Source organism: Mycolicibacterium gadium, assembly GCF_010728925.1.
In the GTDB taxonomy this organism is placed as follows: Bacteria; Actinomycetota; Actinomycetes; order Mycobacteriales; family Mycobacteriaceae; genus Mycobacterium; species Mycobacterium gadium.
This window is the reverse complement of sequence record NZ_AP022608.1, coordinates 282456-307342: the sequence shown is the minus strand read 5'-3', so window position 1 is coordinate 307342 and position 24887 is coordinate 282456. Positions and strand designations below refer to the sequence as shown.

The following is a 24887-nucleotide window of genomic DNA, read 5'->3' as shown; positions in this document are numbered from 1 at the left end:
ATGGAGAGGCAGGAACGAGATCGAGCACACAAGAGCGCAAAGTGACCACAGGTGAGAGGTGCGGAAAACATCCACACCAACCACCGCAGCACGTATACCGCCTAACAAGGAGCGGAAGTTGACCACCGAGTTCGCGCGCCAGGACCTGGCCCAAAACTCCAGCAGTGCAGCCGAACCCGACCGCGTTCGGGTGATCCGCGAAGGTGTCGCGTCGTATCTGCCCGACATCGACACCGAAGAGACCGGCGAGTGGCTGGAGTCGTTCGACAAGCTGCTCGAGCGGTCCGGGCCCGCCCGCGCCCGCTACCTGATGCTGCGGTTGCTGGAGCGCGCCGGCGAACAGCGGGTGGCCATCCCTGCGCTGACGTCCACCGACTACGTCAACACCATCCCGACCGAACTGGAGCCGTGGTTCCCCGGCGACGAGGACGTCGAACGCCGCTACCGAGCCTGGATCCGCTGGAACGCCGCGGTCATGGTGCACCGCGCACAGCGACCGGGAGTCGGTGTCGGGGGGCACATCTCGACATACGCATCGTCTGCGGCGCTCTACGAGGTCGGGTTCAACCACTTCTTCCGCGGCAAGGCACACCCCGGCGGCGGCGACCAGATCTTCATCCAGGGCCACGCCTCGCCGGGTATCTACGCGCGCGCGTTCCTCGAGGGCCGGCTGACCGCCGATGACCTCGACGGCTTCCGGCAGGAGCACAGCCACCCCGGCGGCGGGCTGCCGTCGTACCCACATCCGCGCCTGATGCCGGACTTCTGGGAATTCCCGACGGTGTCGATGGGCCTCGGCCCGATGAACGCGATCTACCAGGCCCGCTTCAACCACTACCTGGACGACCGCGGCATCAAGGACACCTCCGACCAGCACGTGTGGGCATTCCTCGGCGACGGCGAGATGGACGAACCCGAATCACGGGGCCTGATCCAGGTCGCGGCCAACGAGGGCCTCGACAACCTGACGTTCGTCATCAACTGCAACCTGCAGCGCCTCGACGGCCCGGTCCGCGGCAACGGCAAGATCATCCAGGAGCTGGAGTCGTTCTTCCGCGGCGCTGGCTGGAACGTCATCAAGGTCGTGTGGGGCCGCGAATGGGACACCCTGCTGCACGCCGACCGCGACGGCGCGCTCGTGAACCTGATGAACACCACGCCCGACGGTGACTACCAGACCTACAAGGCCAACGACGGCGCCTACGTCCGCGACCACTTCTTCGGCCGCGACCCACGCACCAAGCAGCTCGTCGAGAAGATGTCGGACGCCGAGATCTGGAACCTCAAGCGCGGCGGCCACGATTACCGCAAGGTGTACGCCGCGTACCGCGCAGCGATGGATCACAAGGGCCAGCCGACCGTCATCCTGGCCAAGACCATCAAGGGTTACTCGCTGGGCGCGCACTTCCAGGGCCGCAACGCCACCCACCAAATGAAGAAGCTCGCGCTGGCCGACCTCAAGTATTTCCGTGACGCACAACGCATTCCGGTCAGCGACGAACAGCTCGAAGAGAACCCCTACCTCCCGCCGTACTACCACCCCGGCCCGGAGGCGCCCGAGATCCGCTACATGCTGGAGCGGCGGCGGGCATTGGGCGGCTTCCTGCCCGAGCGACGCACCCACGCCAAGGTGCTGCCCCTTCCTCCGCGCGACACCTACAAGGCGCTGAAGAAGGGCTCGGGTAACCAGGAGGTCGCCACCACCATGGCGACGGTGCGGACGTTCAAGGAACTGTTGCGCGACAAGGAGATCGGGAAGCGCATTGTTCCGATCATCCCCGACGAGGCACGCACGTTCGGCATGGACTCGTGGTTCCCGAGCTTGAAGATCTACAACCGCAACGGCCAGCTGTACACGGCCGTGGACGCCGAATTGATGTTGGCGTACAAGGAAAGTGAGATCGGCCAGATCCTGCACGAGGGCATCAACGAGGCGGGTTCGACGGCGTCGTTCACCGCGGTTGGCACCTCGTACGCGACGCACAACGAGCCGATGATCCCCCTGTACATCTTCTACTCGATGTTCGGCTTCCAGCGCACCGGCGACAGCTTGTGGGCTGCGGCCGACCAGATGGCACGCGGTTTCGTGCTCGGCGCCACCGCGGGGCGCACCACCCTCGTCGGCGAGGGCCTGCAGCACGCCGACGGGCATTCGTTGCTGCTCGCCGCGACCAATCCGGCCGTGGTGGCCTACGACCCGGCGTTCGCCTACGAGATCGCCTACATCGTGGAGAGCGGCCTCGCACGGATGTACGGCGAGGACCCGGAGAACGTGTACTTCTACATCACGATCTACAACGAGCCGTACGTGCAGCCGCCCGAGCCAGAAGGGGTCGACGTCGACGCGTTGCTGCGCGGCATCTACCGGTATCGGCCCGCGCCGGAGAAGAGGTCGCACACCGCTCAGATCCTGGCGTCCGGTGTCGCGATGCCCGAGGCGTTGCGCGCTGCGCAGCTGCTGGGCGACGAATGGGACGTCGCCGCCGATGTGTGGTCGGTGACGAGTTGGAATGAGCTCAATCGCGACGGCGTGGAGATCGAGAAGCAGCGACTGCGCCACCCCGACCGGGAAGCCGGCACGCCGTTCGTGACGACCGCCCTGGCCGACGCGGTCGGGCCGGTCATCGCGGTGTCGGACTGGATGCGCGCAGTTCCCGAGCAGATCCGGCCGTGGGTGCCCGGCACCTACGTCACGCTGGGAACCGACGGCTTCGGCTTCTCCGACACCCGGCCTGCCGCTCGCCGCTACTACAACACCGACGCCGAGTCGATTGCGGTCGCGGTGCTCGAGGGACTGGCGCGGGACGGCAACATCGATCAGTCGGTCGCGGTCGACGCGGCGAACAAGTACCAGATCGACGATGTCCTGGCCGCGCCCGAACAGACGTCGGATCCCGGCGTCGCCTGACCGCGCTCCCCCTCTCTCCTCGCGACCAGACGCGAGAACCCCCTTTTCGAGGCCGAACTGGGGGTTTTCACGTCTGCTCGGCAGTGAAGATTTTCGGCATCGTTGGAGGATTCCTCCAGAAGCATGGCGTAGTCTTTATAGATGCCCGACAATCGGTACGTTCCGCCGAAGTCCACGGTCGAGGTGCTCGAAACCGTGCCGGACGTGGTGCTGCGGCGGCTGAAGCAGTACTCGGGCCGACTGGCCACCGAGGCTGTGCGCGCCCTCGAGCAACGGCTGCCGTTCTTCGCCGAGCTCGAGGCCTCGCAGCGGGCCAGCGTGCAGTTGGTCGTGCAGGCCGCGGTGGTCAACTTCGTCGAGTGGATGCGCAATCCGCAGAGCAATGTCAGCTACACCGCCCAGGCGTTCGAGGTCGTCCCACAGGATCTCCGCCGCAAGATCGCGCTCCGGCAGTCGGTCGAGATGGTTCGCGTCACCATGGAGTACTGCGAGGAGGTGGTGCCGCTTCTGGCCCGCTCCGACGAGCAGCTGACCGCGCTGACGGCCGGAATCCTGCGCTACAGCCGGGATCTCGCGTTCGCGGCCGCCACCGCGTACGCCGACCAGGCCGAAGCGCGCGGCGCGTGGGACACCCGGATGGAGGCCAATGTCATCGACGCGGTCGTCCGCGGGGACACCGGACCGGAGTTGCAGTCGCAGGCCGCGGCATTGAACTGGGACGCGACCGCCCCGGCCACCGTGATCGTCGGTCTGCCACATCCGGACCGGAACGACCTCGCCGGGGACGACGTGCACGATGTCGCCGGCCGTCACGGCCGCGCCGCGCTCTCCGACGTGCACGGCACCTGGCTGGTCGCGATCGTGTCGGGCGGACTGTCCGCGACCGACCGCTTCCTCACCGACCTGATGAAGGTCTTCGCCGACGGTCCCGTGGTGATCGGCCCGACCGCCACCACACTGGCGGCCGCGCATCGCAGCGCCACCGAGGCGATCGCCGGCATGAACGCCGTCGCCGGCTGGACCGGCGCGCCGCGGCCGGTCGCGGCCCGCGAGTTACTGCCCGAACGAGCACTGCTGGGCGACATCTCGGCGGTCGCGGCGCTGGAAGCTGAGGTCATGCGGCCCTTGGCAGACGCGGGTCCGGCGCTGGCCGAGACCCTCGACGCTTATCTGGACTCGGGCGGCGCCATCGAGGCGTGCGCGCGCAAATTGTTCGTTCATCCAAATACCGTGCGCTACCGGCTCAAACGGATCGCGGACTTCACCGGTCGCGATCCGACGGTCCCGCGGGACGCCTATGTCCTGCGGGTAGCATCCAGCCTGGGCCGACTGAGTCGGCAAACGCACCTAGCCAGCACGCGAAACACCGCCCCTAGCCAGGTGACAGAGGTCACTTCGTCGGCCTAGGTCAAGATCACGGGTGCCAATAATGTCGCAGACCGGTATCGATGGCGTCGCATCACATGCGCTTTTGTGGAGTACCTACAAAAACCTAAGACGAGGTTCATAATCTCTTACACCGCGCAAATGAGGTTTCACAGTGTTCTCTTAGAGAGTGCTTGCGTTGCTTGCGCCCGGACAGGGCTCTCAAACTCCCGGCATGCTCGCCCCGTGGCTCGAGCTGTCGGGTGCCGCTGACCGCCTCGCAGCGTGGTCGGCGATCAGCGGCTTGGACCTCGCGACGCTGGGCACCACCGCCACCGCCGAGGAAATCACCGATACCGCCGTCACGCAGCCACTGGTCGTGGCGGCCACCCTGCTCGCCCACGAGGAACTGACCCGGCGCGGTTTCCTGGACGGTAAGCAGACCGTGGTCGCCGGCCACTCGGTCGGTGAGATCGCGGCATACGCGATCGCAGGCGTGATCTCCGCGGACGACGCGGTCAAGCTGGCCGCGACCCGCGGCGCCGAAATGGCCAAGGCCTGTGCACTGGAGCCCACCGGGATGGCTGCCGTGCTCGGCGGGGACGAGGCCGAGGTGTTGGCCCGTCTCGAGGCGCTCGATCTGGTGCCCGCCAACCGCAACGCGGCCGGTCAGATCGTGGCCGCGGGCAGCATCGCGGCCCTGGACAAGCTCGCCGAGGATCCGCCCGAGAAGGCGCGGGTGCGCAAGCTCGCGACCGCAGGCGCGTTCCACACACACTTCATGTCGACCGCCGCCGAGGGGTACGCGGCCGCCGCCGAGGGTGTAACAGCGTCCGAGCCGACAACGACGCTCTTGTCGAACGCCGACGGTCAAGCAGTTGCCTCGGCCGCGGACGCGATGGCCAAGTTGGTCGGTCAAATGACCAAGCCGGTGCGTTGGGATCTATGCACCGAAACCATGCGTCAACAGAATGTGACGGCGCTCGTCGAGTTCCCGCCTGCCGGGGCCCTGACGGGGATCGCCAAGCGTGAACTTCGGGGGGTACCGACGCACGCCGTCAAGTCCCCCGCTGACCTGGACGGGCTCGCCGAGCTCTGACAGGGAATGCTTCCCGGTCCGTCGGAAGCAACAACCACATACCAACACCAGTTGGCAGTAACAACCAATTAGAAGGAGCCATCGTGGCAACCACCCAGGACGAAATCATCGCCGGCATCGCCGAGATCATCGAAGAGGTCACCGGTATCGAGCCCTCCGAGGTCACCCCGGAGAAGTCCTTCGTCGACGACCTGGACATCGACTCGCTGTCGATGGTTGAGATCGCCGTGCAGACCGAGGACAAGTACGGCGTGAAGATCCCCGACGAGGACCTCGCGGGCCTGCGCACCGTCGGTGACGTCGTTGCCTACATCCAGAAGCTCGAGGAAGAGAACCCCGAGGCCGCTGCCGCGATCCGCGCCCAGATGTCGGACAACAAGTGACCAAACCTTCCACTGCAAACGGCGGTTTCCCCAGTGTTGTGGTCACCGCCGTCACTGCGACGACGTCCATCGCACCGGACATCGAGAGCACGTGGAAGGGCTTGCTGGCCGGAGAAAGCGGCATCCACGTCCTCGAGGACGACTTCGTCACCAAGTGGGACCTGCCGGTACGTATCGGCGGGCACCTCAAGGAGCCCCTTGACCCACTGATGACGCGGTTGGAATTGCGCCGCATGTCGTATGTCCAGCGCATGGCCAAGTACCTTGGCAACCAGCTGTGGGAGACCGCGGGTAGCCCGGAGGTCGACCCCGATCGCTTCTCGGTCGTCATCGGCACCGGGCTCGGCGGCGGCGAGAAGATCGTCGAGACCTATGACGCGATGAACGAGGGCGGCCCCCGCAAGGTGTCGCCGCTCGCCGTTCAGATGATCATGCCCAACGGTGCCGCCGCGGTGGTCGGGCTTGAACTCGGCGCGCGCGCCGGCGTCATCACCCCCGTGTCGGCCTGTTCGTCGGGCTCGGAAGGCATCGCGCACGCGTGGCGCCAGATCGTCATGGGCGACGCCGACATCGCCGTCTGTGGCGGTGTCGAGGGTGGCATCGAGGCGCTGCCCATCGCGGCGTTCTCGATGATGCGCGCCATGTCGACGAACAACGACAACCCCGAAGGGGCGTCGCGGCCGTTCGACAAGAACCGCGACGGGTTCGTCTTCGGCGAGGCCGGGGCACTCATGGTCATCGAGACCGAGGAGCACGCCAAGGCTCGCGGCGCCAAGCCGCTGGCCCGCTTGCTCGGTGCGGGTATCTCGTCGGACGCGTATCACATGGTGGCACCGGATCCGAACGGTGAGCGAGCCGGACACGCGATGAAGCGTGCGATGCAGCAGGCTGGGTTGTCTCCCAAGGACATCCAGCACGTCAACGCCCACGCCACGGCCACGCCGATCGGCGATACCGCCGAGGCCAACGCGATCCGGGTGGCCGGCGTCGAGCACGCAGCGGTGTATGCGCCGAAGTCAGCGCTCGGGCACTCCATCGGAGCGGTCGGGGCCCTGGAGTCGATCTTGACGGTGCTCACGCTGCGCGATGGCGTGATCCCACCGACACTGAATTACGAGACCCCAGACCCCGAGATCGATCTCGATGTCGTCGCGGGCGAGCCACGATATGGCGACTACCAGTACGCCATCAACAACTCGTTCGGCTTCGGTGGACACAATGTCGCCCTGGCGTTTGGGCGTTACTGAGTTACGGAAGGAACTCCCAGAGCAGTAATGGCAGCGTTGGCTACGGGGAATGGCTTCCCCAACGTAGTCGTCACCGGCTTTGCGATGACGACCGCTTTGGCGACCGATGCGGACACCACCTGGCAACGATTGCTGGAGGGGCAGAGTGGCATTCGGCTGCTCGACGACCCGTTCGTCGAGCAGTACAACCTGCCGGTCCGTATCGGCGGACATCTGCTGGAGAACTTCGAAGAGGAGTTGACACGGGTCGAACTGCGTCGGCTGTCGTACCTGCAGCGGATGTCGACGGTGCTGAGCAGACGGGCGTGGGACCACGCCGGGTCACCGGACGTCGATCCACGACGCCTGATGGTGTCGATCGGCACCGGCATGGGCTCGACCGAGGAATTGCTCTACGCCTACGAAGCGCTGCGCTCGAAGGGCCTTCGGGCGGTGTCGCCGCTTGCCGTCCAGATGTACATGCCCAACGCGGCCGCCGCCGCAGTCGGGCTCGAGCGCAAGGCCAAGGCCGGGGTCAGCACGCCGATCTCGGCCTGCGCCTCGGGTTCTGAAGGCATTGCGCAGGCGTGGCGACAGATCGTGCTCGGCGAAGCCGACGTGGCGATCTGTGGTGGCGTCGAAACCAAGATCGAAGCGGTGCCGATCGCCGGCTTCGCGCAGATGCGCATCGTGTTGTCCACCACCAACGACGATCCGGCCGGAGCTTGTCGCCCATTTGACAAGGACCGCAACGGTTTCGTCTTCGGTGAGGGCGCCGGGTTGATGGTGATCGAAACCGAGGAACACGCCAAGGCTCGCGGTGCCACCATCCACGCACGGCTGATGGGCGCCAGCATCACGTCCGACGGGTTCCACATCGTGGCGCCCGATCCCAACGGTGAGCAGGCCGGCCACGCGATGACGCGGGCTATCCAGCTCGCAGGCCTGTCCCCCGCGGACATCGACCACGTCAACGCGCACGCCACCGGCACCAGCGTCGGCGATGTGGCCGAAGGCAAGGCCATCCACAATGCCCTGGGCACTCACAGGGCCGCGGTCTACGCCCCGAAAGGGGCGCTGGGCCACTCGGTCGGCGCAGTCGGCGCCGTCGAGTCCATCCTCACCGTGTTGGCGTTGAAGAACGGCGTCATCCCGCCGACGCTCAACCTCAAGAACCTGGATCCGGAGATCGACCTGGATGTGGTCGCCGGCTCGCCGCGACCGGGCAACTATCAATACGCGATCAACAACTCGTTTGGATTCGGTGGGCACAACGTCGCGCTCGCATTCGGCAAGTACTGACGTCCCGCCGACAACCTCGGCGCTACAGGAGGATTGATGACCATCATGGCCCCAGAGGCCGTAGGCGAATCGCTCGATCCACGCGATCCGCTGTTGCGCCTTAGCACGTTTTTCGACGACAACACTGTCGAGTTGCTGCACGAGCGGGACCGTTCCGGCGTGCTGGCCGCGGCGGGAACCGTCAACGGCGTGCGCACGATCGCGTTCTGCACCGACGGCACCGTCATGGGCGGCGCCATGGGCGTGGAAGGTTGTGCGCACATCGTCAACGCGTACGACACCGCCATCGAGGAACAGAGCCCCATTGTGGGCATCTGGCACTCGGGCGGCGCACGATTGGCCGAAGGCGTAAAGGCGCTGCATGCAGTCGGTTTGGTCTTCGAGGCCATGATCCGCGCCTCCGGGTACGTCCCGCAGATCTCGGTGGTGGTCGGCTTCGCCGCCGGCGGCGCCGCCTACGGACCGGCACTGACTGACGTCATCGTGATGGCGCCGGACAGCAAGGTTTTCGTCACCGGTCCCGATGTGGTCCGCAGTGTCACCGGTGAGGACGTCGACATGGTGTCGCTCGGCGGCCCCGATGCCCACCACAAGAAGTCCGGCGTGTGCCACATCGTTGCCGACGACGAGGTCGACGCTTACGAGCGTGGCCGTCGTCTGGTCGGATTGTTCTGCCAGCAGGGCCATTTCGATCGCACCAAGGCCGAGGCGGGCGACAGCGACCTGCACGCCCTGCTGCCGGAATCCGCACGCCGAGCCTATGACGTGCATCCGCTCGTCGAGGCCCTGCTGGACGAGGGTGTGCCGTTCGAAGAGTTCCAGGGCAAGTGGGCGCCGTCCATTGTCGTGGGCCTGGGTCGCCTGGCCGGGCGCACCGTCGGTGTGATCGCCAACAATCCGCTGCGTCTCGGTGGTTGCCTGAACTCCGAAAGTGCCGAGAAGTCAGCACGTTTCGTGCGCCTGTGCGACGCCTTCGGTATCCCGCTTGTCGTGATCGTCGACGTGCCCGGCTATCTGCCCGGTGTGGACCAGGAGTGGGGCGGCGTCGTGCGCCGTGGCGCGAAGCTGCTGCACGCGTTCGGCGAGTCGTCGGTTCCGCGTGTCACGCTGGTCACCCGCAAGATATACGGCGGCGCGTACATTGCGATGAACTCGCGGTCGCTGAACGCCACCAAGGTGTTCGCGTGGCCCGACGCCGAGGTCGCCGTCATGGGCGCCAAGGCCGCGGTCGGCATCCTGCACAAGAAGAAGCTGGCCGCAGCGTCGGATGACGAGCGCGAGGCACTGCACGAGGAGCTGGCCGCCGAGCATGAGCGGATCGCCGGTGGCGTGGATTCGGCCATCGAGATCGGCGTGGTCGACGAGAAGATCGATCCGTCGCACACTCGCAGCAGGCTGACGCAGGCGCTGGCCGAGGCGCCCGCGCGCCGCGGTCGGCATAAGAACATCCCGCTGTAACTCTTCAGCGATTTCGGTGCGCTTACGTTCGCTCACGGGCGTTGTCAAGCTGCGTGGAGTCGGTCGGGGTCGTTTTCGGGTGGGAGGTTGATGCCCACAGTGGCCTTGGGTGATTCGGTGTGCGGGCGTGCGCGGAATCGTTCGGGGTGGGTGTCGTAGTAGGCCTGGAGGGCGTGGTCGCGTTGGAGCCACCGCTGCGTCCATTGCCCGTCGTGGACCTCGGCGGGGGTGAACAGTGCGATCCCGCTGTGGCGGTGGTGCTGGTTGTACCAGGAGACATAGGAGTTTACCCAGGCCCGCGCGGCATCGAGATCATCGAAGATACCGGGATAGTTCGGCCGGTATTTCATCGTGCGGAATTCCGATTCGGAGAACGGGTTGTCATTGCTGACCCGTGGCCGGTTGTGGGTCTGAGCGATGCCGAGATCGGCGAGGAGGTCTTTGAGATCCGTCGAGCGCATCGCCGGCCCAGAATCGGCGTGCACGACTGCGGGCGACCCGTGGGTGGTGATCGCGGTCTGGAACATCTGCGTGGCGAGATCGTCGCTCTCGCGTTGCTCGACGCGCCAGCCCACGATCTTGCGAGAGAAGATGTCAATTATCGAGTACGCCTTGAACGCCACGCCCCGCCACGGGGTGCGCAGGTCGGTGATGTCCCAACTCCAGATCTGTTGCGGGCCGGTCGCTTTGAGTACTGGTGCCGGCCGCGGAATCTTGTTCGTCGAGCGGGTCGGGCAGATCGGACGAGCGCTTTGATCGACGATCGCGGCCGCGATACGCCACCAGGACCGCCGTGAGGCCAGCATCACCCCGTCATCCCAAGCGGCGGCAAACGAATGGTCCACCGACGTGCCCGCCTGCCAGCCGGTGATGATCTTGTCCTGGATCACCACGCGGTCACCCGCGCAGATGCGCGCGGGGTAGGCCCGATCTTTCTGCGGCACCGGGTTACTCACCCGCGGCCGCGGCTTGCGGCGGTAATGCCACGTCGAACGCGACAACCCGATCATCGTCAGCGCCTGGCGCTGGGATCTGATCGCGGCGCTCAGCTCGGCGACGAGTCCGTTCTCGCGCTCGAGGAATCGTCGAGATCGGTCATCGTCAGGGCTGCATCGGGCTCTTCGGCGTTCATCGCATGCAAGAGCCCGATAGCTTTTCCCAGGGCCTCGTTGGCGTGTTCGAGCTCGCGTACCCGCGCCTGTAGTCGAGCCACTTCGGCCTCGTCGCGCTCCTGTTTCGCCGTCTGCGCCATCGCCAGCGCCGATCGTTTCGCCGGGGGAACCGTCACACCACTACCTTCTCGCGGAATAAGCCCCCGGTCGAGATCACCGGCGAACACCGTGGCTTCCCACCGCCTCAACTGGCGCACCGATACCCCCTGAGCAGCACGCCAGGATCCCTTCTGACCATGAGGCAACAAGTGATACTCAATGACGAACTCATGAATCTCGGCAGAGCTGAACCCCGCACTGATCGACACAACCCAACCCCTTCACACTGGCCCAAACCGACTCACAACCAGCGTGGCAAAGAGGGTCAGCGGTCGTAAGCGCACCGAAATCGCTAATCGATGAATTCCTCGGCCACATCGACGACCCGGTCGCGGTCCGCGGCGACCAAACCGACGCGAGTGCGGCGGTCAACGATGTCGTCGGCGGTCAGCGCGCCCTCATGTGTCACGGCGTATTCGAACTCCGCGCGAATGACGTCGATCCCCTCGGCCACCGGCTCCGTGGGCCGGTCGCAGCTCGCGGCAGCGATCACATTCGGCGCTTCCGCACCGTAGCGTGCGACCAACGAGCCGGGCAGTTCGATCGGCGAACGCAGTGTCGCAACAGGATTCGACGGTGCACCCACCAGGGGCAGGTTTCGAGTGCGGCAATCGGAGGCCGTCAGCCTCCGCACAGCGACCGCCCGATCCAGCACGTCTTCTGCCATGTACCGGTATTCGGTCAGTTTGCCACCGATCACACTGAGCACACCGGACGGCGATTCGACGATCCGGTGCTCGCGCGATACGTCTGCCGTCCGAGCTTGGCCCTTCTTCGTGCTCCTCTCGTCCGCGCCTAGGTCGATCAACGGCCGCAGACCGGCATACGCGCCAATCACGTCACCAACGCTGAGCGCGACGTCCAATGCGGTGTTGACCGTGTCCAACAGGAACTTCGTCTCCTCGGCCGTGGGCTCCGGCACGTCGGGTATCGGACCGGGCGCATCTTCGTCGGTGAGCCCCAGGTACACGCGACCCAGCTGTTCGGGCATCGCGAACACGAAGCGGTTGATCTCGCCGGGTATCGGGACCGTCAGGGCGGCAACCGGATTCCCGAACGCCTCGGCATCGAACACGAGATGCGTTCCGCGACTGGGACGCACGCGAACCGACGGGTCCACGTCACCCGCCCATACACCGGTGGCGTTGACGACCGCCCGGGCCGACACCTGAAACGACTCCCCGGAAAGCTGATCGGTCAACGTCACCGAGGTACCTGTCGCATTGGATGCCGCGACGCGCGTCAGGATCGTGGCGCCGTGCTGGGCGGCCGTGCGGGCCACCGCGGTGACCAGGCGTGCATCGTCGATCAGCTGTCCGTCGTAGGCGAGCAGGGCGCCGTCGAGGCCGTCGCGACGCACCGTCGGTGCGAGGTCGACGGCCCGGCTCGGATCGATCCTCCGCGACCGCGGCAGCGTGGACGGCGGTGTGCCCGCGAGCTTGCGCAGCCCGTCGCCGGCCATGAATCCGAACCGCACGAGTGCGCGCGACACAGTGTTCATCGACGGCAGCAGCGGGACCAATTGGGGCATGGCCTTGACGAGGTGAGGGGCGTTGCGCGTCATCAGGATTCCGCGTTCTACCGCACTACGTCGCGCGATGCCGACATTGCCGGTCGCCAGATACCGCAGACCGCCGTGGACCAGCTTGCTGCTCCACCGGCTGGTGCCGAACGCCAGGTCGTGCTTCTCGACCAGTGCGACGCTCAGCCCGCGCGTCGCGGCGTCCAAGGCGACGCCGACACCGGTGATGCCGCCGCCGATCACGACGACGTCGATCGTGCCGCCGTCGGCCAGCGCCGCGAGTTCGGACGCGCGACGGGCCTCATTGAGTGCCGTTGAGGTGGTCACGGTTTCAGGTATCCGTTCAGTGAGTGGGCGAGCTCGGTGGCGAGGGCGTCGGCATCGAGGATCGGCGCGACGATCTGGCCGGACTGGATCGCCGACTGGGTGATCAGCAGGCACATCGCTCCGAGTTGACGTGGATCGCCGGGGCGCACGCTGCCCTCTTCCTGCGCCAGCTTGATATCGGCGGCGACGGCGTCGAGCAGGACCTGCTGGCTGGTGCCCAACCGCTCGGCGATGTAGATCATCGCCAGATCGGGGGTGCTGCGCAGCACCGACATGACCACGTCGTCGCGACGCAGCAGTTCGGCAACCGTCACGATGCGCTCGACCAGTGGTCCGCGCCCGACCTGTCGGCTCGGCACAGTGTCGAGCACGCCGATGACCCGCGACGTCAGCAGCGCCGCCAGCACCGACCGCGTGTCGGGCCAGCGCCGATAGACCGTGGGCCTGCTGACACCGGCGCGGCGAGCGATTTCGGCAAGCGTCACCCGGTCCACCCCGAAGGCCAGCACGCATTCGGCCGCCGCGGTGAGGATCCGGTCTCCGATCGTCTGCGGCGAATCGTTACTGATTGACAGCATGTGTAATACTGTAACTCATGATGCGTCCGGATGACCAACAGACCGCACTGCTGCCCCCGATGAAGTGGAACGCCTGGGGCGATCCGGCAGCGGCCAAACCGCTGTCCGACGGGATAAAGACCCTGCTGAAGCAGGCGCTCGGCGTCGACGGTGCCGCGACGTCCGATCTCGAGGCCGAGGACGTCACCCTTCGCCCGTCCGCGCTGTCCGACGCCGACCGTGACGGGCTGGCCGCCATCGTGGGCGCCGACTACTGCCGTGTCGACGACCGCGGCCGACTCCTTCGCGCCGGCGGCAAGTCCACCCTGGACCTTCTGCGCCGCAAGGACTCCGGTGTGCAGGACGCACCCGACGCCGTGCTACTGCCCCAGCGCGACGACGAGATCGCCGCGATCCTGCGGTACTGCTCCGAGCACGGAATCGCGATCGTTCCGTTCGGCGGCGGAACGAGTGTGGTCGGCGGCCTGGACCCGATCCGCGGAGGCTTCAGCGCGGTCATCTCGCTGGATCTGCGCCGCCTGACCGAACTGCATTCGCTCGACGAGGTCTCCTGCGAAGCCGAACTCGGCGCCGGCCTGACCGGGCCCGAGGCCGAACGCCTGCTCGGCGAACGCGGCTTCGCCCTTGGTCACTTTCCGCAAAGTTTCCAGTACGCGACGATCGGCGGGTTCGCCGCCACCCGGTCGTCGGGCCAGGATTCGGCGGGGTACGGCCGCTTCAACGACATGGTGCGCGGGTTGCGCACGGTGACCCCGGCGGGCGTGCTCGACCTCGGCCGTGCCCCCGAGTCGGCCGCCGGTCCAGACCTGCGCCAGTTGATGATCGGTTCGGAGGGCGTGTTCGGGATCATCACCCGGGTGCGGGTCAAGGTGCACCCGTTGCCCGCCGCGACGACCTACGAGGCGTGGTCGTTCCCGGACTTCGCGACCGGAGCCGACGCGCTGCGCGCCGTCGTGCAGACCGGTGCCGGGCCGACCGTCATCCGACTGTCCGACGAGGCCGAGACCGGGGTGAACCTGGCGACCACCGAGAGCATCGGCGAAGATCAGATCACCGGCGGCTGCCTGGCGATCACCGCGTTCGAGGGCACCGCCGCACACGTGCACAGTCGCCATGCCGAAACGCGCGCAGTGTTGCAGGCCGCCGGTGGCACGTCGCTGGGCGAGGGCCCGGCCCGCGCCTGGGAGCACGGCCGGTTCAGCGCGCCCTACCTTCGCGACTCGTTGCTGTCGGCCGGCGCCTTGTGCGAGACGTTGGAGACCGCGACCAATTGGTCGAACGTGCCCGCGCTCAAGGCGGCGGTCACCGAAGCGCTGACGAAATCTCTCGGCGAATCGGGTACACCGGCACTGGTGCTGTGCCACATTTCGCATGTGTATCCGACGGGAGCCTCGTTGTACTTCACGGTAGTCGCCGGGCAGCGCGGCAATCCGATCGAGCAGTGGCACAAGGCGAAAACCGCGGCGTCGGAGGCGATGATGCGCACCGGCGCCACCATCACCCACCACCACGCCGTCGGTGCCGATCACCGCCCGTGGATGCGCGACGAGGTCGGCGACCTCGGTGTCGCGGTGCTGCGGGCCGTCAAGGCCACGCTGGACCCGGCGGGAATTCTCAACCCCGGCAAGCTGATTCCGTGACAGAGCTCGGCCGCGTCACGATGCTGACGAATCCGGCATCGGGCCACGGGAGTGCCCCGCACGCCGCCGAACGTGCCGTCGCGCGGTTGCACAAGCGCGGCATCGACGTCGTCGCCATCGCGGGCACAGACGCCGAGCACGCGAGACGGCTCGTCGAGGGTGCACTCGAACGCGGGATGGATGCGCTGGTCGTCGTCGGCGGTGACGGCATCGTCTCGCTTGCGCTGCAGGTGCTTGCGCAGACCGACATCCCGCTGGCCATCATCCCGTCGGGCACCGGCAACGACCATGCCCGTGAATTCGGCATTCCGGCAAAGGATCCCGAGGCCGCGGCCGACGTCATCGTCGACGGCGTCGCCAAGAGCGTCGACCTGGGTCGCATCACGAGCATCGACGGCGCCCAGAAGTGGTTCGGCACTGTGATGGCCGCCGGCTTCGACTCACTGGTGACCGACAGGACCAACCGGATGAAGTGGCCGCACGGCCGGATGCGTTACAACGTCGCGATGGTCGCCGAGTTGTCCAAATTGCGGCTGCTGCCGTTCAGCCTGACGTTCGACGGGCGCGAACTGGACACCGAATTGACGCTGGCCGCCTTCGGCAACACCAAGAGCTACGGCGGAGGCATGCTGATCTGCCCGAAGGCCGACCCCACCGACGGACTGCTGGACGTCACGATGGTGTCATCGGCGTCGCGCACAAAGCTGATCCGCTTGTTCCCCACGGTATTCAAGGGCACGCACGTCGACCTCGACGAGGTCCGCACCGAGCGTGCCCGCACCATCACCGTCGACTCGCCGGGCATCAACGCCTATGCCGACGGCGAGTACGCCGGCCCGCTTCCCGTCGAGGTGTCGGCGGTGCCGGACGCGCTGAAGATCCTGACGCCGGCCCCGTAGCGACTACCGCAGCGGGCAGTAGACCGCGAGGCTGATCCCGACGAACTGGTTCGCCTGACCCGGGTCCAGGCCGAACTCGCTGGAGATCCGCGATGCGATCAGATCGCGGGCCAGTCCGCTGGTAGAGGAATCGCAGGCCAGATTGCCCGCCGTGACGACGGCGGGTCCCGATATCGGCAACCCGAGCCCGTCCAGAGCGCCGAACAGCGCGTCGGTCGCCGGTGATGCCGATGCGGTTGCAGCGGTGAGCAGTGCGCCGGTGGCGAAGGCCGCTGCGGTGAGTACGCGGATCGTGAACATTGTCGCCTCCTGGGGAGATGACGACAGTGTCCCGCGTTCTTAACGCGACCAGACGCAAAAGTGCCTATTTGCGCGACGAAAACGGCACTTTTGCGTCTCCTCGCCGAGAAAGGCTAGCCGACTCCCCGGGTCAGCCAGCTGACCTCGGCTGCGTCGCCGCCGTCGCGGTAAGGCTCGAGCGCCTCGTCCCATGCGGTGCCGAGCACCGAGTCCAGTTCGGCCGCCAGCATGTCGGCCCCCGATTGCATCAACGTCCGCAGCCGCATCTCGCCGACCATCACGTCGCCGTTGGCGCTCATCGCGCCGCTCCACATGCCCAGTTGCGGGGTGTGGCACCAGCGATGACCGTCGACACCGGCGCTGGGGTCCTCGGTGACTTCGAAGCGCAACACCGACCAGGACCGCAGTGCGTTCGCCAGGGCCGCCCCCGTGCCCACCGGCCCGATCCAGTTGGTGACGGCGCGCAACTGCCCGGGCATGGCGGGCTGGGGCGTCCACTTCAAATTTGCTCTCGCCGAGAGAGTCGACGACAGCGCCCATTCGACATGAGGGGCTACCGCCGCGGGAGAAGCATGGATGTACACCACGCCAGTCGCCGCGTCGGCGAATTGGTTCGCTGCACGCATTTGCTACTCCTTCGGCTCCACGAGGGACGTCTTCCCCAAGCGACCTGGCGGTTCCGAATTATGTGCAAATGTATGTGTCGTGCGTGTCTATTGTGCCCTGTGAGGCGCCTGTTGCGCTAGTCTGCGCCGAATTCTCTCAGGATGGCATCAGATAGCGCGGGCCAGCGGGAATAGGCCCAGTCGCCGAAGTCGCGGTCCGTGAGCACCGCGAGCGCCAGGTCAGCCTGCGGGTCCACCCACAAAAACGTTCCTGACTGGCCGAAATGCCCGTAGGTGGCGCCCGAGTTCGCCGAACCTGTCCAGTGCGGCGACTTGTCGTCCCTGATCTCGAAGCCCAAACCCCAGTCGTTGGGACGCTGCGTCCCGAAACCGGGCAGCACCCCCGACACGCCGGGGAACTGCACATGGGTGGCCTCGGTGTGCATCTGTTCGGACACGGTCAACGGGCGCAGGAGGTCGCCGGCGAAGGCGACGAGGTCGGCGACGGTCGAGGTGGCCCCGAATCCGGCCGCCTCGGCACCGCCCGCCAGCGTCGTGTCCGACAGGCCGAGCGGCTCGCAGATCGCCTCGGTCAGGTACCGCCCGAACTCGATGCCCGCCGCCCTTTGGATCGTCTCGGCGAGCACCCCGAATCCGTAGTTCGAGTACACCCGGCGTTTGCCGGGCTCGGCCATCAGATCCGCCGAGTGCATCGAGTACCCGGACGTATGGGCCAGCAGGTGACGCACCGTGGAGCCGGGCGGACCGGCTTCGGTGTCGAGGTCGACGGCGCCTTCCTCGACCGCGATCTGCGCGGCCCGGGCCACCAGCGGCTTGGTCACCGACGCCAACTTGAAGCGCTGCCGGACGTCGCCATGCTGGGCCAGGATTCCGGATGGTCCGACGACCGCGGCTGCGGCCGTCGGGACCGGCCACTCTTCGATCGCATCAAGCGCTGCCACATCAGCAGCCTATTGGGCGCTCCACGCCTCGCAGATGGCCGCCACATGGCGCGCGTCGGTGCCGCAGCAGCCGCCGAGCACGGTCACCGCGGGTAAGCGATCCTGCAGAGCGGCGTGCCGCGCCCCGAGGTCGTCGGGGTCGCCCTCGTCGAGCTCGGTGGACTCGTCGAGTTCAGCGTGGCTCTTCGACGACGCGTTCGCGCGCAGACCGACGATCCGCGACCGCCACGCCCCGTCGCGGCCGAGCGCATCCGCGAAATGCGTCGGATGAGCGCAGTTGACCATGAAATACGCTGCACCGCCGTCTGTTTCGGCATCAACCTGCTCGATCGCCTCGTGCAACGGCTGACCCGTCGGCAGCCGGCCATCGGTTTCGACGGTGAACGAGACCGCCGCGGGAATGCCCGCCGCGGCTGCGGCCCGCACCACACCGATTCCCTCTGCGACGTTGGTCATCGTGATCGCGGTGACCTGGTCGGCGGTCGTATCGGCGAACGTCGCGATCTGGACCGCGTGATACCGCTCGGCATCCTCGGCCGTCATCGCGTCGCGCGGGTCGTAGCCGTCGCCGCGCGGGCCGACACAGCCGCTCACCACCGCGGTGAGGCCCTCGGCCGTCGCGGCGGCACGGACCTCCTCGGCGAGTTCCACCGCCGAACGGTTCAGCGCGTCGAGCCGCTCGGGCGAGTATCCGAGCTGTGCAGCCCAGTCGCGATTGGCACGCCACGTTGGTGTTTCGACGACGAAGCCGGCGCCGTGCCTGCGCGCGATCGCCAGGTAACCGTCGTAGTAGCGCCGCAGCCGGTCCCGGGTGTCCGGAGTGTCGAGCAAGGGGAACGCCGCGAAGGCAGGCAGGTCGATGCCATCATGGAAGACGAGTTCGGTCTCGAGTCCGCCGTCGGTCACGAACATGCCGCCGCCCAGCTGAGGAAGACTCCCGCGCCGGCTCATGATTTGCGCGCGATGTAGTAGTAGTTGAACACGTCGGATTCGATCTCGCGGACCGTGACGTCGCCGAAGCCGGCGTCGGCGAGCATCGACGTCGCCAGTTGGCGGCCCCAACAGGTGCCTAGTCCGTCGCCGCCCAGACCCAGCGACACGCTCATGCAGTGCATCGTCGACACCGTGTAGAGGTACGTCGCCAAGGGCGCGCCGACGTTGTCTTCCAACTGAGTCGACGCCTTGATGTCGACCATCAACAACACGCCGCCCGGCCGCAGTGCGGAATAGATGTTCTGAAGCACCTGCGCGGGGTGGGCCTGGTCGTGAATCGCGTCGAAAACGGTGATGACGTCATAGGTTTCGCTCATATCGAGCGCGGCCACATCCATGGCGGAGAACGACGCGTTGGGCAGGCTCAGCCGCTGGGCTTCGGCCCGGCCGACAGCGAGGCCTTCGTCGGAGAAGTCGATCCCGGTGAAGCGACTTTCCGGAAACGCCTGTGCCATGACATTGATCGCGTGGCCACTGCCGCAGCCGATGTCGGCCACGTCGGCGCCGGCACGCAGCCGCTCGGGCAGGCCGTCGGCCATCGGCAGGATGACGTCGACGAGTGCGGCGTCGAACACCTCACCGCTCTCCTCGGCCATCAGCTTGTGGAAGCGAGGGTAGTCGCCGTACGACAATCCACCGCCGTTGTGGAAGCAATCGACAACCTTCTGTTCCACCTCGCCGAGCATCGGTAAGAACTGCGCGACGCGGGCCAGATTGTCCGGGCCCGCCGCCCGCGTCAGCACGGCCGCGCGGTGCCGCGGGAGGGTGTAGGTCTGCGCGGCCGGGTTGAATTCGACGACGCGGCCGGCCACCACCCCACCCAGCCATTCCCGCACATAGCGTTCGTTGAGCCCGGCGGCATCGGCGATCTGCGCGCTGGTGGCCGGTGGAAGTTCGGCCAGCGTGTCGAACAGTTTGGTCTGGTGCCCGATCGACAGCAGGATCGTCAAGCTGGCGCTGTCGATGGCTCCGGCGATACGACCGGCGAATTCTCCTGTGGTGTCGGTGAATTGCTGTTCTTCGATTCCGGTCATCGTGCTCCTTGAGAGGTAGTCGGGAATCACTTGAAGTAAACGCCTGGCGTGCACCGCCCGCATCGGCCAAACCATGCATTTCTTCGGACACCCGTGTGGTGCATTCGATGCAGTTACTCATTGCAGGATGTCGTTGTCGTACGCCCACGCCACCGCGGCCGTGCGTGAGGAGACGTCGAGTTTGGCGTAGATGTTGGCCAGATGACGGCCGACAGTCTTCTCACTGATGCAGATCTGCTCGGCGACCTGTTTGTTGGTCGCGCCCCCCGCGATTCGTTGCAGGATCTCGATTTCGCGTTTGGTCAGACCCCGGGGTGCGCCCGTGACGCAGATCTGGGCCGACTCCAATCCCAGCTGAGCGTAGATGTTCTCGGCGGTCGCCGAGTCCGCGGCGGCCAAATGTTCGTCGCCGAGGCCCTTGTGCGCGAGGGCCATCCACTCGTAAATCTGCGCAGTTTCGTACCGAGATTGCTGAGTTCGATATTCGCGCAGCGCCGCTTCGAGCAAGCGCAGTGCGCTCGCGTGCTGCCCCTGCTGTGTCAACAGCGCGCCGCGGGCGTGTGCCGCCCACGCCCGGAACCCAGGGGTGGCAAACGCTTCGGCGCCGGATTCGAGTTCGGCGCAGTATCTTTCCCCTTCGTCGAAGCTGCCACGTGCCAGCGCGACCTCGACCGAGGCGCGCAACAGTCGCATGCGGCCCGGCCGGTCGGCTCCGGCAAGCGCCAGCCGCAAGTCGGTCCACGCGGTCTCGCGGTCACCCAGCCGGCAACGCAGCAACGCCTCGCCGGGTTGCGGCTCCACGCCAAGGGCCCGGGCGCGCGCAAAGGCCGCCAATGCGCCATCGGCATCGCCGCGCAGCCGCCGCACCTCCCCCAGTTGGAAGTAACCCTCACCGGCGGCCCAGGTGTTGACCTCCTCCAGCGCCCGGCTGGTTTCGACAAGCCTGTCCTCGAGCTGGCGGTAGTCCTCGGTAGCAGCCGACAGCTGCAATCGATGCACATCGCAGACCCCGCCGTAGTTCGACGACGCCGCAAAGTCGTTGCACCACCGCTCCATTGATTGGGTCCATGCCCTCATCCGGGGCAGGTCGGCCAGCCGGTGACATTGGTTGAGGACGACGCAGTAGATGTCGCCTGCCCAATCAATGGGCACCTGGTCTGCAAGGATCGGCAACATTGCCTCGTCGATCAGTCCGTACGCGTCGGCGACCCGGGCCTCGCTGATCGCGGTCAGCGCCTCGGCGACCCGGCACAGCGCGTTGAGCGCGGGCATGTCGAGCCGCTGAGAGACTTCTCGTAGCTTCTGCACCCGCGCGGCGAGCGCGTCGGCGTCAGTCATCACCACGAGCGCCTCGAGATATGCCAGGTAGCCGTCGGTGGGCCCCTCCGGGGCGCCGTCGAGCAGTCGGCGTGCCCGGTTCATCCAGCCCTGCGCGATGACGAAGTCCCCGCGGGTGAACCACGCCAGGCCGAGTTCGACGGCTTTCATCGCCGCCGACGGCGGGTCGGTGCGCGACAACTGCCCGAAGACACGTTCGGCGATGCGCACGGACTCCTTGCCGCGGCCCAGCTGCCAGGCCGCCGTGGCCATCGCATCGAGGTCGTCGGTACCCAGCGGCGTGTCCTGCCCTGCCCGTGAGAACGCCGAGTAGGAGGCATGCCAGTCTCGGCGGACGTGCGCGGTGCGCGCCGTCAGCAGCAGGTCGCCGTGAGTGCCTACGCCGGTATCCATGTCACTGAAGTACAACGGTATCCGGCGGGAGAAGTTCAAATGCCCCTTCGGGCATGAATTGATTGAGGACGTTATGTTGTCCCCATGACTCAGACGGTGCGGGGCGTGATTTCGCGTAAGAAGGGTGAGCCGGTCGAGGTGGTGGAGGTGGTCATCCCCGATCCGGGTGCCGGTGAGGTGGTGGTCGACATCATCGCTTGCGGGGTGTGCCACACCGATCTGACGTATCGCGAGGGCGGGATCAACGACGAGTTCCCCTTCCTGCTGGGTCATGAGGCGGCGGGCACGGTGGAGTCCGTCGGCGCGGGTGTGACGAACGTGGAGCCCGGCGACTTCGTGATCCTCAACTGGCGTGCGGTGTGCGGACAGTGCCGGGCGTGCAAGCGCGGTCGCCCACATTTGTGCTTTGACACATCCAACGCCGAGCAGCCGATGACCCTGACCGACGGCACTCCGTTGACGCCCGCGCTGGGCATCGGCGCGTTCACCGACAAGACTTTGGTGCACGAGGGCCAGTGCACGAAGGTCGATCCGGCCGCCGATCCCGCGGTCGCGGGCCTGTTGGGGTGCGGGGTGATGGCCGGTATCGGCGCGGCGATCAACACCGGAGCGGTCAACCGTGACGACACCGTGGCCGTGATCGGCTGCGGCGGGGTCGGTGATGCCGCGATCGCCGGCGCCGCCCTGGTCGGGGCGCGGCGGATCATCGCGGTGGACACCGACAACAAGAAGCTGGACTGGGCGCGCGGGTTCGGGGCCACCCACACCATCAACGCCAAGGAGCTCGACCCGGTGGCGACGATTCAGGATTTGACCGACGGCTTCGGCGCGGACGTGGTGATCGACGCGGTCGGCCGGCCCGAAACGTGGAAGCAGGCCTTCTACGCCCGAGATCTGGCCGGAACCGTTGTGCTGGTCGGTGTTCCGACCCCGGACATGACGTTGGAGATGCCGCTGATCGACTTCTTCTCCCGCGGCGGATCGCTGAAATCGTCCTGGTACGGCGATTGCCTGCCCGAGCGTGACTTCCCGACATTGATCAGCCTGTACCTGCAGGGCAGGCTGCCGTTGGAGAAGTTCGTCTCCGAACGCATCGGCTTAGAAGACATCGAGTCGGCATTCCATCGCATGCACGCCGGCGAGGTTCTACGTTCGGTGGTGATCCTGTGAGCGACAACATCTCCCGCGTCGTCACCCACGGCACCTTCGAACTCGACGGCGGATCTTGGGAAGTCGACAACAACATCTGGCTCGTCGGCGACGACAACGACGTCATCGTCTTCGACGCAGCCCACGACGCCGGACCGATCGTCATGGCCGTCGGCGGCCGCAACGTGGTGGCAGTCGTGTGCACCCACGGGCACAACGACCACGTCACCGTCGCCCCTGAGCTGTCGGATGCGCTCGACGCGCCGGTGCTTCTGCATCCGGCCGACGACGTGCTGTGGCGAATGACCCACCCCGACCGGGATTTCCGTACCGTCAGCGATGGCGAGACGCTCGCTGTCGGGGGCATCGAGCTGCACGCGCTGCACACTCCGGGACACTCGCCGGGCTCAGTCTGTTGGCATGCGCCCGCGTTGAACGCGGTCTTCAGCGGCGACACCCTGTTCCAGGGCGGCCCCGGGGCCACCGGACGGTCGTACTCGGACTTCCCCACGATCCTCTCGTCGATCTCGGGCCGCCTCGGCAAGCTGCCCGACGACACCGTCGTCTACACCGGCCACGGCGACACCACCACCATCGGTGACGAGCTGGTGAATTACGACGACTGGGTCAAGCGCGGCAGCTGAGTAATCCCCCGGCGATCAGTCGCCATCGAGGATGCGGCGCTTCTCGGCCGCGTACTCGTCTTCGGTCAGCGCCCCGGAATCCCTCAGCGCGGCCAAATGCCGGATCTGTTCCAGCTGCACACCCTGATCGGTGGGCGTAGTCGCCGCGGGGATGGACCCGGCACTCCACGTCGGCGTCTCGGCCGACAGCTCATGGGGTTGCAGAAGTCGCGCCTTCTTGGCCGCACGCGACGACCACAGGAACGAGACGACGAGCGCCAGCAGGCCGAGGCCGAAGAGACCGCCGAACACGAACAGCAGCCAGCCGCGGGAGTCGTCATGTCCGAATGCCAGCCTCGGTGCGATGTAACCATCGACGGATCCGTTTGCCTCCACCTCGTAGGTACCTGCTTGCGGAATCTGCACTGTCCAGATGCGCACTCGTACGTCGCTGTTTACCGAGGTTGTCCCACCGACGTTTTCGGTGACCGTCGGTTCCGGGCGTCCCTCAGTCGGGGTGATGCCGAAACTCAGGTCGGGGATAGGAAATCCGCTCGTCGGCGTGCCTGTCGTCACCGTATGGAAACTCACGGTCATCTCGCCCGCGGGGAGCTCCAGGGTGGTCGACCCGGGAATCGGCAATTCCCCGTAGGCGTCGTACTCATCGAGGACGAAGGTGTTCAGTACGAGCGTCGCGACGAAGCCCAGAACCGACACGACCAACGTGAGAACAGAAACCACGATCGCGATCCGCGGCGCGCGCTTCATGGCCGAAAGTGTGTCACGACTTCGGCCGTATGTCTGTCACGCCTCGGTCTGTGCAGCCGCGCCGATCAGCCATGTCCGCAGACCCAGTCGCAGTCCATCGCTGAATCGCTGACCTGGGTCGGGAAGTCCGATCTCGGCGATGGCGGCGCGCACTGGTTCGGTGGGCACCGAGAACGGATACGCCCCGGCCGTCAACATCAGCGATCCCTCGGCGAAGAACGCGGTGAACTCTTCGGGTAGCCAGGGCAGATGGCGGTGTACGAGGGCCGCCAACGCCGCGATCCGCCCCATCGCGCGCGCCTTGAAGTCACGGGCGAAGCGGTGCGAGATGTTGCGTTCCAGTACCGAGGCCATCGACCCAAGGAGCTCGCCGAGCAGCGGGCGCGCCATCACCGAATCCGCGACGACTGTCGCAACCCGGATCTCGTTGGCGTAGCCCGGTTTTCTGGTACGTGGTCGCCCCAGCCGATCCTCGATGTCACCGAGCCACATCGTGAATTCCTCGTCGAGCACCTCGAGGAAGATCGCCTCGCGGCTGTCGAAATATCTCAGTACGTTCGACTTGGCCAGTCCGACCCGATCCGAGAGTTCCCGCAAGCTGATGTCGCCGACGGTCTTCTCGGCAAGCATGTCGCGCGCGACATTCATGATCGCCATCCGGCGGGCCGCCATCTGCTCCGGTCGGCGAGCGCGCTGAAAGGACGTCACAAAACATCGACATTATCAGACCATCGGGCTCTTGTT

General features: G+C 66.5%; 23 protein-coding genes. 11 read left to right on the top strand and 12 right to left on the bottom strand.

Going from position 1 to position 24887, the window contains the following annotated elements; genetic code table 11:
- The first annotated feature begins 118 nt into the window (after positions 1-118).
- The 7 genes from aceE to G6N36_RS01390 all read left to right on the top strand — a co-directional run bounded on the left by aceE (position 119) and on the right by G6N36_RS01390 (position 9741).
- Positions 119-2908, top strand: coding sequence for a pyruvate dehydrogenase (acetyl-transferring), homodimeric type (aceE, locus tag G6N36_RS01420; RefSeq protein WP_163684343.1), 2790 nt, complete (start codon positions 119-121; stop codon positions 2906-2908).
- Positions 2909-3049: 141 nt separating this feature from the next.
- A complete protein-coding gene (locus tag G6N36_RS01415) occupies positions 3050-4315 on the top strand; it encodes a PucR family transcriptional regulator (protein WP_163684341.1) in 1266 nt (421 codons plus the stop codon).
- 148 nt (positions 4316-4463) lie between these two features.
- Complete coding sequence (locus G6N36_RS01410; protein ID WP_163684339.1) at positions 4464-5372, top strand: ACP S-malonyltransferase; 909 nt, start codon at positions 4464-4466, stop codon at positions 5370-5372.
- Between the two features lie 83 nt (positions 5373-5455).
- Positions 5456-5755: a meromycolate extension acyl carrier protein AcpM gene (gene acpM / locus G6N36_RS01405; RefSeq protein WP_083125368.1), complete on the top strand. Its 300-nt coding sequence runs from the start codon at positions 5456-5458 to the stop codon at positions 5753-5755.
- Complete coding sequence (gene kasA / locus G6N36_RS01400) at positions 5752-7002, top strand: 3-oxoacyl-ACP synthase KasA (RefSeq protein WP_083125367.1); 1251 nt, start codon at positions 5752-5754, stop codon at positions 7000-7002. The genes acpM and kasA overlap by 4 nt, the downstream gene beginning before the upstream one ends.
- 27 nt (positions 7003-7029) lie before the next feature.
- Positions 7030-8283: a 3-oxoacyl-ACP synthase KasB gene (kasB, locus tag G6N36_RS01395; RefSeq protein WP_163684337.1), complete on the top strand. Its 1254-nt coding sequence runs from the start codon at positions 7030-7032 to the stop codon at positions 8281-8283.
- A 36-nt stretch (positions 8284-8319) separates the two neighbouring features.
- A complete protein-coding gene (locus G6N36_RS01390; protein ID WP_163684335.1) occupies positions 8320-9741 on the top strand; it encodes an acyl-CoA carboxylase subunit beta in 1422 nt (473 codons plus the stop codon).
- A gap of 44 nt (positions 9742-9785) precedes the next feature.
- Here G6N36_RS01390 and G6N36_RS01385 read toward each other — a convergent pair whose 3' ends face one another.
- The 4 genes from G6N36_RS01385 to G6N36_RS01370 form a co-directional block, all read right to left on the bottom strand.
- Positions 9786-10751, bottom strand: a complete 966-nt coding sequence (locus tag G6N36_RS01385; protein WP_163684333.1) for a DDE-type integrase/transposase/recombinase — start codon at positions 10749-10751, stop codon at positions 9786-9788.
- A 35-nt stretch (positions 10752-10786) separates the two neighbouring features.
- Positions 10787-11221: a hypothetical protein gene (locus G6N36_RS01380; RefSeq protein WP_163684331.1), complete on the bottom strand. Its 435-nt coding sequence runs from the start codon at positions 11219-11221 to the stop codon at positions 10787-10789.
- A gap of 83 nt (positions 11222-11304) precedes the next feature.
- On the bottom strand, positions 11305-12861 hold the full coding sequence (locus tag G6N36_RS01375) for a glycerol-3-phosphate dehydrogenase/oxidase (protein ID WP_163684326.1): 1557 nt from the start codon (positions 12859-12861) through the stop codon (positions 11305-11307).
- The gene (locus G6N36_RS01370) at positions 12858-13439 is read right to left on the bottom strand and encodes a TetR/AcrR family transcriptional regulator (protein ID WP_163684324.1); all 582 of its coding nucleotides are present in this window, start codon (positions 13437-13439) and stop codon (positions 12858-12860) included. Before G6N36_RS01370 ends, G6N36_RS01375 begins: the two co-directional genes overlap by 4 nt.
- 59 nt (positions 13440-13498) lie before the next feature.
- On the opposite strand from G6N36_RS01370, the gene G6N36_RS01365 reads away from it, so the two are divergent.
- Positions 13499-15079: an FAD-binding oxidoreductase gene (locus tag G6N36_RS01365; protein WP_179964890.1), complete on the top strand. Its 1581-nt coding sequence runs from the start codon at positions 13499-13501 to the stop codon at positions 15077-15079.
- On the top strand, positions 15076-15978 hold the full coding sequence (locus G6N36_RS01360; protein ID WP_163684320.1) for a diacylglycerol kinase: 903 nt from the start codon (positions 15076-15078) through the stop codon (positions 15976-15978). The genes G6N36_RS01365 and G6N36_RS01360 overlap by 4 nt, the downstream gene beginning before the upstream one ends.
- Positions 15979-15981: 3 nt before the next feature.
- On the opposite strand, the gene G6N36_RS01355 is transcribed toward G6N36_RS01360, so the two are convergent.
- The 6 genes from G6N36_RS01355 to G6N36_RS01330 form a co-directional block, all read right to left on the bottom strand.
- Complete coding sequence (locus tag G6N36_RS01355) at positions 15982-16278, bottom strand: DUF732 domain-containing protein (RefSeq protein ID WP_163684318.1); 297 nt, start codon at positions 16276-16278, stop codon at positions 15982-15984.
- 113 nt (positions 16279-16391) lie between these two features.
- On the bottom strand, positions 16392-16904 hold the full coding sequence (locus G6N36_RS01350) for a DUF3145 domain-containing protein (RefSeq protein ID WP_163684317.1): 513 nt from the start codon (positions 16902-16904) through the stop codon (positions 16392-16394).
- A 116-nt stretch (positions 16905-17020) separates the two neighbouring features.
- Positions 17021-17845: a serine hydrolase domain-containing protein gene (locus tag G6N36_RS01345; RefSeq protein WP_163684315.1), complete on the bottom strand. Its 825-nt coding sequence runs from the start codon at positions 17843-17845 to the stop codon at positions 17021-17023.
- A gap of 9 nt (positions 17846-17854) precedes the next feature.
- Positions 17855-18796: a homocysteine S-methyltransferase family protein gene (locus G6N36_RS01340; RefSeq protein ID WP_163684313.1), complete on the bottom strand. Its 942-nt coding sequence runs from the start codon at positions 18794-18796 to the stop codon at positions 17855-17857.
- The gene (locus tag G6N36_RS01335) at positions 18793-19872 is read right to left on the bottom strand and encodes a methyltransferase domain-containing protein (protein ID WP_163684312.1); all 1080 of its coding nucleotides are present in this window, start codon (positions 19870-19872) and stop codon (positions 18793-18795) included. The genes G6N36_RS01340 and G6N36_RS01335 overlap by 4 nt, the downstream gene beginning before the upstream one ends.
- 117 nt (positions 19873-19989) lie before the next feature.
- Positions 19990-21603 carry a response regulator transcription factor gene (locus tag G6N36_RS01330; RefSeq protein WP_163684310.1) on the bottom strand — a complete coding sequence of 538 codons (1614 nt, stop codon included), beginning with the start codon at positions 21601-21603 and terminating at the stop codon, positions 19990-19992.
- An 84-nt stretch (positions 21604-21687) separates the two neighbouring features.
- Here G6N36_RS01330 and G6N36_RS01325 point away from each other — a divergent pair, with 84 nt between their 5' ends.
- Positions 21688-22773 carry an S-(hydroxymethyl)mycothiol dehydrogenase gene (locus tag G6N36_RS01325; RefSeq protein ID WP_163684308.1) on the top strand — a complete coding sequence of 362 codons (1086 nt, stop codon included), beginning with the start codon at positions 21688-21690 and terminating at the stop codon, positions 22771-22773.
- Positions 22770-23396 carry an MBL fold metallo-hydrolase gene (locus G6N36_RS01320; protein ID WP_163684306.1) on the top strand — a complete coding sequence of 209 codons (627 nt, stop codon included), beginning with the start codon at positions 22770-22772 and terminating at the stop codon, positions 23394-23396. The genes G6N36_RS01325 and G6N36_RS01320 overlap by 4 nt, the downstream gene beginning before the upstream one ends.
- Positions 23397-23411: 15 nt before the next feature.
- Here the strand turns inward: G6N36_RS01320 and G6N36_RS01315 are convergent, their stop codons facing one another.
- Entirely contained in the window at positions 23412-24143 is a 732-nt protein-coding gene (locus G6N36_RS01315) for an SHOCT domain-containing protein (protein WP_163684304.1), read from the bottom strand.
- 36 nt (positions 24144-24179) lie between these two features.
- Positions 24180-24851, bottom strand: a complete 672-nt coding sequence (locus G6N36_RS01310; protein ID WP_235689933.1) for a TetR/AcrR family transcriptional regulator — start codon at positions 24849-24851, stop codon at positions 24180-24182.
- Positions 24852-24887: the final 36 nt, after the last annotated feature.

Excerpts from the sequence above, each read along its gene's own strand:
- G6N36_RS01415 (WP_163684341.1), top strand. The coding sequence starts at position 3,050 with ATGCCCGACAATCGGTACGTTCCGCCGAAGTCCACGGTCGAGGTGCTC.
- kasB (WP_163684337.1), top strand. The coding sequence starts at position 7,030 with ATGGCAGCGTTGGCTACGGGGAATGGCTTCCCCAACGTAGTCGTCACC.
- G6N36_RS01390 (WP_163684335.1), top strand. The coding sequence starts at position 8,320 with ATGACCATCATGGCCCCAGAGGCCGTAGGCGAATCGCTCGATCCACGC.
- G6N36_RS01385 (WP_163684333.1), bottom strand. The coding sequence starts at position 10,751 with ATGATCGGGTTGTCGCGTTCGACGTGGCATTACCGCCGCAAGCCGCGG.
- G6N36_RS01370 (WP_163684324.1), bottom strand. The coding sequence starts at position 13,439 with ATGCTGTCAATCAGTAACGATTCGCCGCAGACGATCGGAGACCGGATC.
- G6N36_RS01365 (WP_179964890.1), top strand. The coding sequence starts at position 13,499 with ATGAAGTGGAACGCCTGGGGCGATCCGGCAGCGGCCAAACCGCTGTCC.
- G6N36_RS01355 (WP_163684318.1), bottom strand. The coding sequence starts at position 16,278 with ATGTTCACGATCCGCGTACTCACCGCAGCGGCCTTCGCCACCGGCGCA.
- G6N36_RS01350 (WP_163684317.1), bottom strand. The coding sequence starts at position 16,904 with ATGCGTGCAGCGAACCAATTCGCCGACGCGGCGACTGGCGTGGTGTAC.
- G6N36_RS01340 (WP_163684313.1), bottom strand. The coding sequence starts at position 18,796 with ATGAGCCGGCGCGGGAGTCTTCCTCAGCTGGGCGGCGGCATGTTCGTG.
- G6N36_RS01335 (WP_163684312.1), bottom strand. The coding sequence starts at position 19,872 with ATGACCGGAATCGAAGAACAGCAATTCACCGACACCACAGGAGAATTC.
- G6N36_RS01330 (WP_163684310.1), bottom strand. The coding sequence starts at position 21,603 with ATGGATACCGGCGTAGGCACTCACGGCGACCTGCTGCTGACGGCGCGC.
- G6N36_RS01325 (WP_163684308.1), top strand. The coding sequence starts at position 21,688 with ATGACTCAGACGGTGCGGGGCGTGATTTCGCGTAAGAAGGGTGAGCCG.
- G6N36_RS01315 (WP_163684304.1), bottom strand. The coding sequence starts at position 24,143 with ATGAAGCGCGCGCCGCGGATCGCGATCGTGGTTTCTGTTCTCACGTTG.